Below are 14280 nucleotides of genomic sequence, written 5' to 3' on the forward strand. Positions count from 1 at the left end.
CGTATCAGGAGGAAAGATGAAACCCCAAAGTCTAGCCTTAGCCTTATCCATAGTGCTGTTAGGATTTCCCACCGTTACCGTCGCAGCAGCCGCGCCTAGCGCCAAGATCATTAAGCAAAGCCAAGAGGCGAAAGGGTTTCTTAATCTCTATTACGAGGAGTCTCAGGGAGAGTTATACCTTGAGGTCAATCGCTTAAATCAGCCTTTTCTATTGGTCACTAGTTTGCCGCAGGGCGTAGGTTCGAACGACATTGGTCTCGATCGCGGCCAACTGGGTCAGACCCGCATGGTGCAGTTTGAACGCCAAGGCCCCTATATTTTACTCAAGCAACTCAATACCCAATATCGTGCTAATACCACTGACGCCGCCGAGCAAAGAGCGGTTGCAGAAGCCTTTGCCGATTCTGTGTTATGGCAGGGTAAAGTGATAGAAGGCAAGCCCGATCTGGTGGCGATCAACGATCTGGTGCTCAATGATTTACACGGTGTATCTTCCGTATTGCAACAAACAGAGCAGGGCAATTATCGGCTGGATCTGAGCCGTTCTGTCATCCTACCCAAAGGGATAAAATCCTTTGAGAAAAATGCTGATGTAGATGTGCAACTCACCTTTAAAGGCGATGTCGCAGGCGCGCAGGTCGCACAGGTAACACCCGATGGCACCTTAATGTCGGTGCGGATGCGTTATTCCTTTGTTGAGCTGCCCGATACCGATTATCAGCCGCGGGCTTATCATCCGATGAGCGGTTATTTGTCCGATGAGTATCAAGACTATGCGACGCCCTTTGACCAACCGTTAGCTCAGCGTTTTATCCTGCGCCACCGTTTACAGAAAGTGCATCCTGGCCCAGCGCCAAGCGAAGTCGTTAAACCTATTACTTATTATCTTGATCCTGGCGTGCCAGAGCCGATACGGTCTGCCTTGTTCGATGGCGCGCGCTGGTGGGAGACGGCTTTTACTCGCGCCGGATTTATCAACGGCTTTAAAGTTGAGTTATTGCCGGTAAATGCCGATCCGCAGGATATTCGCTACAACATGATCCAATGGGTGCACAGGGCGACGCGGGGTTGGTCCTATGGCGCCGCACTGACCGATCCTCGCACTGGTGAAATCATTAAGGGTCAAGTCACGCTCGGTAGTTTGCGTGTGCGGCAGGATTACTTGATTGCCAAAGGCTTAACCGCAGGCTGGCAGGATAGAGTGGCGGCCGAGAAAGCGGCGACAGCCTTGTCGCTGGCGCGTATTCGCCAACTGGCCGCCCATGAAGTCGGCCACACCTTAGGGCTAGATCATAACTTTGCCGCTTCGACCAATCAGGATGCCTCTGTGATGGATTATCCCCATCCGAAAATCCAGCTAAAGGGCAATGATATTGATATTTCAGCACCTTACACTACAGGTGTTGGCCCTTGGGATGATTTTACTATCGCCTATGGTTATAGCGATCAAGGCGATGCCCGTACCCAACAAGCACTGCAAGTCGACTTATTGGCCGATGTGGCGAAACGTGGCTTACGTTATATCGGTGAGGCCGATTCTCGCCAAAAGGATGCGAGTCAGGCCTATGCCAGTTTGTGGGATAGTGGTGACGATCCGATCGACCAGTTGGGTAAGCTCGACAAAATTCGCACTAAGGCGATTGCGGGATTCTCCAGTGCGGCCTTGTTACCCAATGAGCCACTGGGCGAGCTAGCCGATGCCTTTGCGCCAATTTATTTGCTGACGCGTTATCAAATCGATGCGGTTGCTAAGTTTATTGGCGGCACTGACTATAACTATCAATCCATAGGTGAAGGCAGCCGCTGGAGCTATATTGCGCCGCAGTTGCAGTTAACGGGTTTAGACGTACTGCTTAAAACCTTAGATGCGGCGAGTTTAACTGTGCCGCAATCCTTGCTCGACAGTTTAGTGCCAAAGGCGGGGAATTATCATTCCACGCGGGAATCCTTCGACTCAGGTTTAGGCGCAATTAACGATCCTCTCGGCATGGCTGAAGTATTTAGCCGTCATACCGTGAGCTTGCTATTGATGCCTAAACGTTTGAACCGTGTCAGCCAAGCATCCATGGCAGATAGCGAGCAGTTATCGGTGACGACATTACTGGATAAGTTGTTCGCGGCGACCTTGTATCAAGAGGACAAGCTTGGGCTGGTCGAAGGCGTGTGGATGCGAGTGAACGCTGTGGTAATTGATGAAGTGCTGGCAACGCTGCACAATCCTCAAACCTCACCAGAGGTGAGGGCTGCGATCAACGATCGCGCTCAGTTTGTGATTAAGCAATTGAAAGCGAAGTCGAATCGAGCGAATGCAAGTCTTGCAGCCCATTATACTTGGTTGCAACAGGGTCTGGCTGCGGGCTTAACCGATGCTAAGGTTAAGCTGATCCCTAAGCCATTGACCTTACCGCCGGGATCACCGATTTAATCTGATGAATATAGGCGCCATTAGGCGCCTATTTCTTTTGGATTTTTCGGATAAAAGTGATCGGCTTTACGCTCTAGATGGGTAAAGCGGCGGGTGTTTTTGTAGGGCAGTTTCATAAAGCCCGACACGCCGTGGCCTTGGATTTTGCCGACATGATGCAAGATGCGATCGAGACTGGCGCGAAATGCCGCCTGCTTACGGGGGTTGAGCAGCTTCAAGTAACTGTGGATCTTTAAGTGATTTGGCAGCGCCTCAAAAATGATGCAGCCTGTGTGGTGAATTTGGTTGATGCGGGCTAATTCTTCCATGATCTCCACCGGCAATTCGAGGTTTTCGTCGGGATCTTTACCGTCTTCGAAGTAAGAGTGTAATCGCGACTTATCTTCTAAGGTGGGCACATCACCGACTTCAAAGGGTAATTGCAGATCGGCGCTGGCGACAAACGGCTCGCTGATATCTGTTCGCTCGATATGCAGCGTGTCTTTGGCGTTAAAGAAACAGGCTTTAAACACCCCAATACGTTTAATTCCCCGCGCCAGATCCACCATATTGTTGACCGCAATGATCAAGGCACTTTTTTGCTTTGCATCGTAAATAGCAAGATTGGAGTCGATAAACACGCCGGTTTCTTGCCAGTGGATCGCGAGACCGCCCACGATCGGATATTGCGCTAACCGACCCACGGCGGCGATAAAACCTTTTTCGGTATCGCCCATGCCCGCGAGGAAGTTGCGGTAATATTTTTCGAGCTGAATATCATCCATCTTAGCGATAGGATCTTGGGCGTTATGTTCCTTCAAAAAGGACTTACGCGAGCTGTAGCTGACGGTTTCAACATCTTTGTCGCGGGATTGCACCCACACAGGAATTTCACCCTGTAACTCAGCTTTGGGCAGTTCTGGTAAATGCAGTCTGTGGCTGTGGCGCATACTTTTCAAAAAGTAATCGCCGGCAATGTTGCGCTGCTTAGGATCTGTGCTGAGCATGCCCTCTAAGGTACGGGCTAATTCCATTGGTAAGCCAATGCTGGTGGGCGAGATAACTTGTGCGCCGAAGCGGCTTGCTTGGCCTGAGGCAAGAGCATACAGAGTTGCAGCAACGCCTTGTTCGTCAAAGCGCGGGCTGGAGAGTGCCCCATTGAGTTGCTCTTCGCCGATAAAGTACACATCGCCCATGCGGGCGTTGGTATGTTGTTGATCGCTCGACATTAACGCCATCACATTGTCTTCGACCGGCTTGTTATATTCATCTCGCTGGGCAAACACCGCCGATCCCCAATCGATCAACGATAAGTGTTGCTGTTCAATGTCGTAAACCAGATTAGAAGGTTTGATATCGCCGTGCACTAAGGGCTTGCCCGTGCGCAGGTAATACAAGATATCGGCGAGTTGGCGGGCGATGCTCATGACCATAGCTGTGGGCAGGGCGCCCATACGGCGGCAAAGTTGGTCGAGATCTTCGCCTTTTGCCCGCTCCATCACAAGTATGCCTTGCTTGCCGACTCGCTCAAATTTGATCGCGCCCGGCACATTGGGATGCTTGAGTAAGGACAGCATAAAGGCTTCTTCTTCGAGCCTATCTTGAATATGTTGTGGCAGATTAATCCGCGAGAACTTAAACACATGGGCATCGCCCGCTTGATTGATACCCGCAAACACGAAACCGTAGGCACCTTTGCCGACCAATTCGATATCGGTATAACCTAACTTGCTCAGCTGCTGTTTACAGAGACGGATCCACGCCTTGTGTTTACGGGCATCATTGGCTTTGAGCAAGTAAATGGATTGCTCTTCAGAAATATAAAAATGCTGCAGCTGAGGTGTTTGCAAATTGTGCTCCTTGTTTTGTCCATTTAACCAGTAAGCGGGGGCGATAATCAAATAGCGGCTGGCTTTATTTTAGGATTCAGAGCGGCATTAGTGATCAGCGTCAGGCGCGGCTTACCTAACCGATCATTTCGTCACTGACTTTGACTTACATCAAGTTAAATCCTCGCGACTATAGGTAATCTTTGGACATGAGATGGAATCAGTTTTTGTTAATTAACCCACAGACAAAGTGCAGCTAAGGAGGGCATATGCCCACCCAATATAAAGCCTTGTTGATCGAGCTATTGGAATATCCGCGTAAGCGAATTTTGCAGTCAATGGAAGTGACCCATTGCCCACATGCGGTATTTTTTAATGATAGCGACGAGCAATGTTTAACTTGTCATCAGGGCATGGAATGTATCTGGATGAATCAGAACGACGAGCTGGTGGCCGTGAACGAAAAATCGATTGCCGAGTTAAAACAGCAGTTGTTGATCGCCGTGGATTTTGTTGACTCATCGTTAAGCCCGCACCATTTATCACGCCGTCAATGTCAGTGTGATAACTGTGTTTGGCTGCGTAAAGTGCAAGCCACGTTAGATCAGTAAGTGAGTCTTTACATTGCTGATTTTGTCGAATGGCAGGGAGCTTTGCATCCGCTTTAAAATGTCATTAGAGTAAGGACAACTTTAGCGAATAGAGATAAACCCATGGAACCCGGTTTTTGGCATGAAAAGTGGCACCAGCAGCAAATAGGTTTTCATCAGCAAGACATCAATCCTTTCCTCGTTAAGTATTGGCAGAAGCTTGGATTACCCGCAGATACACAGGTTTTTGTGCCCTTATGCGGCAAGTCGCTAGACATGTGTTTCTTGGCCGAACAAGGGCATCAGGTCATAGGTTGTGAGTTGAATGAATTGGCGGTTCAGCAATTTTTCAGCGATAACCAACTCGAGATGACGCAAACGACCGTGGGTGAACATCAGCATTATCACACTGAGCAGATCAGTTTGTATCAAGGTGATATCTTCACTTTACCTAAGGCTATCACTCAAGAAGTGACAGCTTTTTATGATCGCGCCGCGTTGATCGCATGGCCAGAGAGCATGCGTGCACAATATGCCAAGCAGCTCGCGAGCTTGTTACCTAGCGGCAGTGTCGGCTTATTAGTGACTTTAGATTATCCGCAGGAAGCCTTAATTGGCCCACCTTTCGCCGTATCCCCAACCTGGGTTGAACAGCATCTGAGTGATGACTTTGACATTGAAGTATTAGCCTCCCAAGATGTGTTGGCCGACAATCCCCGCTTTATTAAAAAAGCCGTGCCTTGGCTTAATGAAGCCGCCTATTTGTTGAAACGTAAGTAGGGTTGAAACGTAAGTAGAATTGGCTCGAAAATGGATCTGTAACCCCATTGAATGATCAGCAGTATTGGAGCTTAGAGTTCAGTGGGGGCTTGTCATTAAAACATCATATCTAAAGTTTAAACTGGCAAATTATTTAAGACGAAGTGACGAATAGAAAGCTTTGTTGTCGCGGGACTTTTTGGATTGAGTTTGCTTGAGTCAGCGTGGTTTTAGCTTGTCGGAAGTGTGTTCGTTAGCGAGTTCCCCTTACCACCCTATTCGCGATTGAATTTACGCGACTTCGTAATAATTAGGCTCACGCTCTAATTGATTCTGGATGATCTGTACCGCCATTCTTGCACACTTGCCACATTGATCGGCAACACCTAAGCGCTTTTTCACGTCAGCAAGCGAGCTATCGCCCTGGCTTACGGCATTTTTAATTTGCGTATCGGTGATCGCATGGCAAAGACAAACGTACATATATTAGTCTCCAAAAGAATTGCGCTAATTCTAAATGAAAACGCTTATCAAATGCAATCATGATTTTTGAGTGATTTTCATACATTAACGTTTTTGTTACATGGCGCACGTTTTATCGTCTATGCTAGATGTGTTTTAGCATTACACTGCTAGGCAGTTTTAGAAGTAGGTTCAGGAATATAGAGTCAGGGTGATGATGCCTCACGGATGGATAACTCATGGATGAATAACGAAGAATTAATCAAAGATCCATAAGGTTTCATGAGAACTAATCTACCAGTTACACAGCGAGAATATGATTATCCAGCGGATTGGATTTTATTGTCGACCACGGATACTCAAAGTCATATTACCTACGCCAACCAATCCTTTTGTACCGTTGCCGGTTTTGAACTCGATGCCATGCTAGGCAAGCCCCACAACATGGTGCGTCATCCAGATATGCCTCCCCATGCGTTTGAAGATATGTGGCGCTGCATCAAAAAAGGCGAGCCTTGGAAAGGGATAGTGAAAAATCGCTGCGCCAATGGCGATCACTATTGGGTTGATGCCTATGTTTCACCGATTTCAGTTAATGGCAAAGTCGTCGAGTTTCAATCTGTACGCACTAAACCTACCCGCGAGCAGGTTAAGCGTGCAGAAACGGCTTATGCAGAGTTGAACAAAAAGGGCAGTGTCAGTGCGTTAAAACGTACAGTGAGCATGCCCGCCAAATTGCTATTACTAGCCCTACTTGCCATGCTGCCGATGCTTTACCTTGCTCTGCAAATTGGCTTAATGGGCTTTATTGCCCTAGCGATAAGCATCTTAGTGTTGCTGGTGGGCGGTAATCTGGTGCTGAGTCGTTATTACGCGATAGTGGCTAAGGCAAAGCATATCTACGATAACCCCTTGATGGCGCATATTTACAGTGGAAGCAGTGATGATCTTGGCGCGATTGATCTGGCGCTCCAAATGCAGACCTCTGAGCTTAAGTCGATTCTGGGGCGTGCATCGGATTCCTGTTATAACGTGTCTGAACAAGCCAAAATATCTGCCGCCAAGGGCAAACAAATCCAGAGCACCAGTCAGGCTCAATTGTCTGAAATAGAGCAAGTTGCTACGGCGATGCAGGAGATGACCGCCACATTAGGCGATATGTCTTCCAATTGTGCCGATGCCGCCAGTGCCACGCAAATGGCATCCGCTGAAACCATCAATGGCGATAAAACCGTGTCGAGCACCATTAGCTCGATTCAAGCTATGGCGGAGCAACTTCAACAAACGTCGAAGGTTATTACTGAGTTAGAAGCCCACAGTAAAGATATCGGCACTGTGCTAGATGTCATTCAGAGTATTGCGGGTCAGACGAATCTACTGGCATTAAATGCCGCGATTGAAGCGGCGCGTGCGGGTGAGCAAGGCCGTGGCTTTGCCGTTGTTGCTGACGAGGTTAGGGCATTGGCGCAACGTACCCACGATGCCACCAAGGAAATCCAAAGCATGATTAACCTGTTGCAGCAGGGGACCAATAAAGCTGTAGTCAGTATGCAACAAGGCGTGGTTGCCGCTTCCCAATGCATTTCAACGGCGGATTTAGCGGGTACGGCATTGCGTACGATTCGTGAGGCCATTTCGACCATTACCGATATGACGCACCATATTGCCAGCGCGGTTGAAGAACAATCGAGTGTGGCAAATGAGATGAATCGCAGCGTGGTGAATGTGTCGCAATTTACCCATTCTAGCCATCAACTTGGCAGTGAAATGGTCGGCTTGAACGATGAAGTGACTCACGAAATGGATTCACACTCGGTATTGGTTGATCAATTCTTAAAGCGCAGCTTTAGGGTGTAATCACCTAAAACTTAAGATAACAAAGGCAATAGTCTGACTATTGCCTTTGCTTTTTCTGATCCCTGACTCAATTTCAATTCTCTAACTTAATTCCTGAGCGCTCACTCAGTAGCCCTTACTAAAGTCGATTCGATTCTGCAGTGGCTCACCGCTAATGTAGCGGCGATAGTTTTGGCTAAAAATCTCGACGATTTGTGCGGGATGGCTTGGCGCAGAAATATGCGGCGTAATGATGGCATTTTCCCGCTCCCAAATGGGATGGCTATTGGGCAAAGGTTCTTGAGCAAAAACATCGAGAATCGCTTGTTGGGCAGGTTTAGCGATAAGCTGGATATTGAGCGCATCGAGATCGAGTGCATCACCGCGGCCGACGTTAAACAGCACTGCATCATCTTTTAGCTTGCCTAAGGTATCAGCGTTAAGCAGGCTCTGGGTTGCCGGAGTGCTGGGCAGTAAATTCACCACCACATCGGCTTGCGTTAACGTCTGGGCTAAATTGGCCATCGCTTCAATGGCATCAAAACCTTCTACGGCATTACCGCTGCTATTAATGCCTGTGACATGCATGCCAAAGTGCTTTGCCGTCTTCGCGAGATGCTGGGCAATTGAGCCAGTACCGAGCAAGAGCAATCGCATTTCTTGTAAACTTGTGTGACGTATGTGGGGTTGAACTTGCCACTGTTTTTGCTGTTGCTGCTGGCGATAAAAACCATGACCACGGATATGTGCCAGTAAATAACCGAACACAAACTCACTCATCAGCGGGCCAAAAATGCCTTTAATATTGGTGAGTTGATAGTCTTTTCTGCCCCTTGGGCTCATCAGAGCATCTATGCCTGCAAAGCTTGATTGTAACCATTGCAGATTTCTAGCATGGGGTAATAGGGGCGCGGCGAGTTTAGGTTCGGCTAACCAAATATCAGCATCAATTATGCCCGCTGGATTATCGTCGAGTATCTCTAAATCAGGGAGTTCCTGCGCCTCAATCAAATCGCGATACTGTTGATTTGCCTTCGTTAGCAAGAGTAACTTGTGCCCCATGGCGTCTCCCTTTATGCTTGGTTATTGTTATTTTTCAATGTGCTGTCGTGGCCACTTCGAGGGATTACGCAGCATCTTTTTAGGTTGAGTCATTATGGATCAGTTAGTCGCCCTTATTGCCCAGTTGGGTAACATGCTTCGCCCTTGGGCTTTTGATATTGCTACCGCTATGGTGGTGTGTCTTATTTTGGTTTTTTCAGCGGATGTCAATCGTCTCTTAAGGCGTCATTTGTTGGGGCATTCTTTTGTGCTACGGACATTTGTTTTTATTATTGTGAATGCCTTCGGTTATGGCTTATTGATTGTAAAAACCACGCCTTGGGTGGCAAGACATATAGTGGCTATGCCATCCCATTGGATGTTTTTACTGATAGTGGCCGTGTTCATTTTTATCGGCTATTGGGCTCAGCGAAATAACCAAGTCTAATATCGATATCAAGCTTGTCGTTATTCGAAGTAACCAGAGTAATCGGCCGTTGTCATTTGAGTTAAGGCTTGCATGGCGCGGTCGGGATAATTGCTAAACACGCCATCGACGCCCATTTGCTTAAGTGCATGAATATCGTCGCTATGATCGACCGTATAAACATAAACCTTAGCGCCTCTGTTGTGGGCGTCATCCACTAAGGCTTGGCTGATAAAGCTGAGATCTAAGTGCAGCGAGTAAGCATTTAGCTCACTGACAACCGCGGCATTATCAAGTGGAATACTGGCAAGCAGCGGTGCGACTAAAGCATCTGGCAACGCCTGTTTAAGTTCGCGCAGATACGGGTGATTAAAAGAAGAGATCAGTAACTGCTCCTTGGTAAACCCAAGCTGACTCATAGCCTTTGGATATAAATCGATTAACGGCGTGACGGTATTAATGCCTTTTAATTCAATATTGACTGTGCAGCGCCCCGCAATCAGCTCAAGTACTTGCCATAGCGTTGGTATGGGCTCGCCTTTCACATTGATACTCGCCAGATAATCCTTACTCACTAAATGGATCACGCCCGCGCCCGAGCTTTTGTTATCAAGCCTTCGGTCATGGAACACGACTAACTCACCTTCGACATTATGCACATCGAGTTCGACGGCTTGTGCACCCAATTCTAACGCTTTAGCCATGGCGGCTAAGGTATTTTCGGCCTGATAACCGCTAGCGCCGCGGTGAGCAAAAATAAGCATGGTCTGCGATCCTATTAGCTTCTAATAATGCCTTGTTGCTCGCGATTTTGACCATTCTTAATATGGATTTCCATCTGCGGGTAGGCGAGTTCGAGATTGTTTTCTTTGAGTTTTTTAGTCACTCGTTTATGTAAATCATGGCGCAGTGGCCAGCGTGCCGACATATCTTTGGCATAGGCGCGCACTTCATAATCTTGGGTATGTTTACCAAAGCCGGCAAACCAGACTTCAGGTTCTGGGCTGGCAAGTGCATCTTCACACTCTTGCACTGCTTGATACAGGGTCGCTTCAACTTTGGCAGGGTCTGAATCCCGCGCCACCGACACATAAACAATGACCCGAGTAATAGGATCTGACAAGGACCAGTTGATCAGCTGCTCTGTGATAAAGGCCTTGTTTGGAATGATAATTTCCTTTCTATCCCAGTCAATAATGGTGGTCGCCCGAATTTGGATTTTACTGACTGTCCCTGTTAAATCACGAATTGTCACTGTGTCGCCAATTCGCACGGGTTTCTCAAACAAAATGATCAAACCTGAGATAAAGTTGGCGAAAATCTCTTGTAAACCAAAACCTAAACCGAGCGACAGTGCGGCAATCAGCCATTGAAGCTTAGACCATTCCATCCCGAGATTAGAAAAGCCGATTAATAGTCCGAGGAAAACCACCAGATAACGACTGACGGTGGTGATCGCAAACCCCGTTCCGGGCGAGAGATCAAGCCTTTGCAGGATCATTAGCTCAAGTAGGCCGGGTAAATTGGTGGCAATCATCAACGAGAAACCCACCACTATCAGCCCAAACATCAAGGACTTCATGGTAATTGGCAGTTGTTGTTCTAGGCCATTGACGCTGGTATTGGTCGTCCACAGGGTAATGCCGTCGAGGAAGGAAAATAGCGCCGTGTGGGTTTGAGTCCACAGACCAATCAAGCTGGCTAAGAAGGCCAATAACAACAACGAACGCACTAGACCGAGGGATTGGCTCGAAATAGTTTCGAGATCGACCACGGGTTCTTCGTAGGTGTCGAGCCCATCGGTAGAAAGATGATGGGTTTCACCTTTTTCCCTTTGTGCTAAGCGCTCTGCACGTTTTGCCTTGGCGCGATCGAAAGCGATACGCCGGCGTTCAATTAACATCCAGCGTTTGATCAACTGGTATAAGAGTAAGAAACCCAGACCAAGCACGATCGATAATTGCAGTTGTAACAACATTTGGAAGGCGGTGAAGTAGTAACCCCTAAAGGCTAATCCGGCACTCAACAGTGGCACCGAAATTAGCAAAGCCCAGAGGATTTTCTGAATGAGTTTTTTGTTTTTACCGTCTTTCTTCGCATCCGAGTTTTTACGGCTGAGGATTAAGATGTCTTTGTATAACAAGAATAAAACGATACAGAAAACAATAAAGGCACCGCGGCCTATGCTGTTGCGCACCAGTGACGTGTCGAGCACTTCGGTAAAGCCCATTAAGCCCAATAATGGACTGGCGACCAGCACAAAGTGTCTAAGCCGTGATTGTCCCGCTTGGATGAGTTTCGAGGGGCGTTTGAAATGGCCTACGAGCACGCCTTTGTCGAGCGTGAGAATAAAGATGAAGCGATACAAGAGGTAGACTAAACCAATCGCCAGTATGCCCATGCCCACAGCTTGCACAAAGTTGCGATCGGATTGATAAAAAATTAATCCCGCCATGATCACAGGGAAAGGTTTTATCAAGGCATAGCAGATACTGCAAACGAGCGCTTTGAGGGTGTAAATAAATTTATCTTGGGTCACATTGCCCACATAAGTGGTGTAATGATTTAGCAAGCGATTGAATTTAGGCGTGATTAAGTCCTGTACGACTAAACACAGTACCAGCAATATGATCCACCAAGACCAATAATCGTTTTGCTCTTCCCACGCTTTACCCAGTTCATCCCACTGCGCTTGCTGTACTAACCAAACCGCGCTGCGCTCAAGGTCGGTCAGCCATAATCTACTGATACTGGCAGCATTAGGCACCCAGAATAAATGCTCGTTTAGGGTATTTTTAAGAGTGAGATGTTGCTGGCTCAGTTGTTGATAGTTGACCTTCAACTTGCCTAATTCACTCAAGTATTGGTCATAGCTTTGCATCAGCTGCGAGATCAAACTTTGCTGCGAGTGCAGTAGTTTAATCTGTTGCTCATTGTATAAGCCGGGCTGTTCTAACTCTTGATCATTAAGGGCTTGTTGCTGCTCTAAATGGTATCTGTCTAAGCGTGCATCGGCGATCAGGGTTTGCAGTTTTTCGTGGTTTGGCGGCTTAGGCAGCGATTGCAACATTTGCAAAAAGCGCTCACCAAAGGCGGAGTTCATTTTGACCCAAGTGATCTGTTCTTGGATGTTCGCCAACTGTTTGGCTTGGGATTGATATTGGGTTTCCGACTGCTCTTGTTGCTCGACCACATTGTTGATCTGCAAGGTTAAGGTTTGCAGTTTTTGGCCATAAATCTGGTTAGTGTCGGCAATGTTGCGGGTAATAGGATCGACGACTTTGCCCGTGTTGACTAAGTTTTTGGCTAAGGTGGCGTCGGTTTGTTGCTGACGTTGTTTATTGATCGCCTTGTTGATGGTTTCAATCAAGGCTTCTTGCTGCACCAGTTGTTGCCGTACTAGCTGTAATTGCAACTGCGTCAGTTCAATGCGTTTTTGGCTGCTGGCGAGCTCAGCCTCATTGGTCGCAAGGCTTTGTTCAAAGAAGAGTCGTTGAGTTTGTTGTAACTCACCCGTTGGGGTATCAAGTGGGGCGAGTTCAGCCTTTTTGTTTTGGGCGACACTCTGCCTCGCGCTGGCGATCACTGTGGGTAAGTCGTTGTGGCGCTGTAATAAATCGTTTACTTGTCGGCCAAGGGTAGATTCGCTTTCTTTAAGCTCAGACAAACGAATATAGGCCATCGAAGCTTGCTGGCTGAGATCTGTGCCTTTTTCCAGTGAGAGAGGTTTATAGGCTTCTTTCAGTGCTTGGTTGGTGCGCTTCTTGTGTTGTTCAAAATCGATTTGCGCCTGTTGGAAACTGGTCGCACTGGCGGCGAGCTTCTCTATGTTAATTTTTAGGTCGTTAATTTGTTCGTCAATGCTGAGATTTTGTTGCTGATCTTGCTTGTTCATGCCAAGACGTTTGTCCAACTGCAAAGGCGAATTGGCTAGGACGGAAAATGAGAAAAAAGCAATAACGAACAATAAAATACGTGGCATATGGGCTAAAGACATTTAGGGGCGAAAGACGCTCCATATTAGCCAAATTGCGTTGAGATTGGTATGTTTCAGGCGTTCTTTTTTTGCCGCTGTGACTGGTGCGATTGATGGGTTTCGAAGATGGCGGTCGCGACTATGATAGTGCCGCCGATTAAGGTATTGATATTGAGCTCTTCACCCAAAATAATCAGCGCTAACATGGCGCCATAGAAGGGCTGTAAGCAAGAGACTAGCCCAACCGTTTTGGCGCTGAGTTGCCTCAGTGCGGAAGTAAATAGTGCGTGGGGCGCGGCGGTAAAGACAACGCCGAGTAAAATAATTAATCCCCACACTTCGAGTGAGATGCTGTTCAATTCCGTTTGGTGCCACGGCATCAGGAACACCACGGCGACCAAGGTTTGGTAAAACATGGCATGTGGGCCGCTGTACTGGGAAAAGTAGCGTTTGTGCAATAAGTTACGGGCGGTGAACAAGATGGCGGACACTATGCCGATGGCAATGCCCTGCGTAGTGTCATTACCTAAATTGGCCTCTGGGATGAGTAATATCACCCCAATCAGCACTAACACGCCGCTGATCATATCGAGTAATTTTATTCTACTGCCGGTCAGCAACGGCTCGGCAATCACTGTCATCACCGGATAGGTGAAAAATGCAATCATGCCAATGGCGACCGACGAGAGCTGCATGGCGGCAAAATACGTGACCCAATGCAGGCTTACGATAACCCCAAGCCCGATGGCGACCAGATAATCTTGTTTGCTGGCCAGCGTTAGCCGTCTACGGCTGAGTTTGACCAGCAAACCTAGCACAGTGGCGGCGACGATACAGCGTAGGAAGGTGATGTCGAGGGCACTGAGTGGGATTAATTTAGAAAACAAAGCCGTGCCGCCAAATAGCAGCACAGCCAAATGTAATTCAATTAATCCCGAAGGTTTCGCAGAACTCAA

11 protein-coding genes are annotated in these 14280 nt (G+C 47.8%); 5 read left to right on the plus strand and 6 right to left on the minus strand.

The window, feature by feature from the left end:
• Positions 1–16 precede the first annotated feature (16 nt).
• Positions 17–2425 (plus strand): zinc-dependent metalloprotease, encoded by a 2409-nt coding sequence (locus Q4Q50_RS04445; protein WP_311898570.1) that lies wholly within the window; start codon positions 17–19, stop codon positions 2423–2425.
• Positions 2426–2445: 20 nt separating this feature from the next.
• Here Q4Q50_RS04445 and Q4Q50_RS04450 read toward each other — a convergent pair whose 3' ends face one another.
• Complete coding sequence (locus Q4Q50_RS04450) at positions 2446–4254, minus strand: protein kinase domain-containing protein (protein WP_011845712.1); 1809 nt, start codon at positions 4252–4254, stop codon at positions 2446–2448.
• Between the two features lie 248 nt (positions 4255–4502).
• Here Q4Q50_RS04450 and Q4Q50_RS04455 point away from each other — a divergent pair, with 248 nt between their 5' ends.
• Complete coding sequence (locus Q4Q50_RS04455) at positions 4503–4844, plus strand: hypothetical protein (RefSeq protein WP_006080029.1); 342 nt, start codon at positions 4503–4505, stop codon at positions 4842–4844.
• A 102-nt stretch (positions 4845–4946) separates the two neighbouring features.
• Positions 4947–5603, plus strand: coding sequence for a thiopurine S-methyltransferase (locus Q4Q50_RS04460; RefSeq protein ID WP_006080030.1), 657 nt, complete (start codon positions 4947–4949; stop codon positions 5601–5603).
• Between the two features lie 270 nt (positions 5604–5873).
• Here the strand turns inward: Q4Q50_RS04460 and Q4Q50_RS04465 are convergent, their stop codons facing one another.
• Complete coding sequence (locus tag Q4Q50_RS04465; protein ID WP_006080031.1) at positions 5874–6065, minus strand: bacterioferritin-associated ferredoxin; 192 nt, start codon at positions 6063–6065, stop codon at positions 5874–5876.
• 261 nt (positions 6066–6326) lie between these two features.
• Here Q4Q50_RS04465 and Q4Q50_RS04470 point away from each other — a divergent pair, with 261 nt between their 5' ends.
• On the plus strand, positions 6327–7901 hold the full coding sequence (locus Q4Q50_RS04470; RefSeq protein WP_311898572.1) for a methyl-accepting chemotaxis protein: 1575 nt from the start codon (positions 6327–6329) through the stop codon (positions 7899–7901).
• A 105-nt stretch (positions 7902–8006) separates the two neighbouring features.
• Here Q4Q50_RS04470 and Q4Q50_RS04475 read toward each other — a convergent pair whose 3' ends face one another.
• Complete coding sequence (locus Q4Q50_RS04475) at positions 8007–8942, minus strand: D-2-hydroxyacid dehydrogenase (RefSeq protein WP_311898573.1); 936 nt, start codon at positions 8940–8942, stop codon at positions 8007–8009.
• Positions 8943–9036: 94 nt separating this feature from the next.
• Here Q4Q50_RS04475 and Q4Q50_RS04480 point away from each other — a divergent pair, with 94 nt between their 5' ends.
• Positions 9037–9369 carry a DUF3392 domain-containing protein gene (locus Q4Q50_RS04480; RefSeq protein ID WP_311898574.1) on the plus strand — a complete coding sequence of 111 codons (333 nt, stop codon included), beginning with the start codon at positions 9037–9039 and terminating at the stop codon, positions 9367–9369.
• Positions 9370–9389: 20 nt separating this feature from the next.
• On the opposite strand, the gene Q4Q50_RS04485 is transcribed toward Q4Q50_RS04480, so the two are convergent.
• The 3 genes from Q4Q50_RS04485 to Q4Q50_RS04495 all read right to left on the minus strand — a co-directional run bounded on the left by Q4Q50_RS04485 (position 9390) and on the right by Q4Q50_RS04495 (position 14280).
• Positions 9390–10112, minus strand: a complete 723-nt coding sequence (locus tag Q4Q50_RS04485) for a glycerophosphodiester phosphodiesterase (protein ID WP_311898575.1) — start codon at positions 10110–10112, stop codon at positions 9390–9392.
• Positions 10113–10126: 14 nt separating this feature from the next.
• Positions 10127–13330 carry a mechanosensitive ion channel domain-containing protein gene (locus Q4Q50_RS04490; RefSeq protein ID WP_311898681.1) on the minus strand — a complete coding sequence of 1068 codons (3204 nt, stop codon included), beginning with the start codon at positions 13328–13330 and terminating at the stop codon, positions 10127–10129.
• A gap of 68 nt (positions 13331–13398) precedes the next feature.
• Complete coding sequence (locus tag Q4Q50_RS04495) at positions 13399–14280, minus strand: DMT family transporter (RefSeq protein WP_311898577.1); 882 nt, start codon at positions 14278–14280, stop codon at positions 13399–13401.

The organism is Shewanella scandinavica, from assembly GCF_031932065.1.
GTDB classification, from domain to species: domain Bacteria; phylum Pseudomonadota; class Gammaproteobacteria; order Enterobacterales; family Shewanellaceae; genus Shewanella; species Shewanella baltica.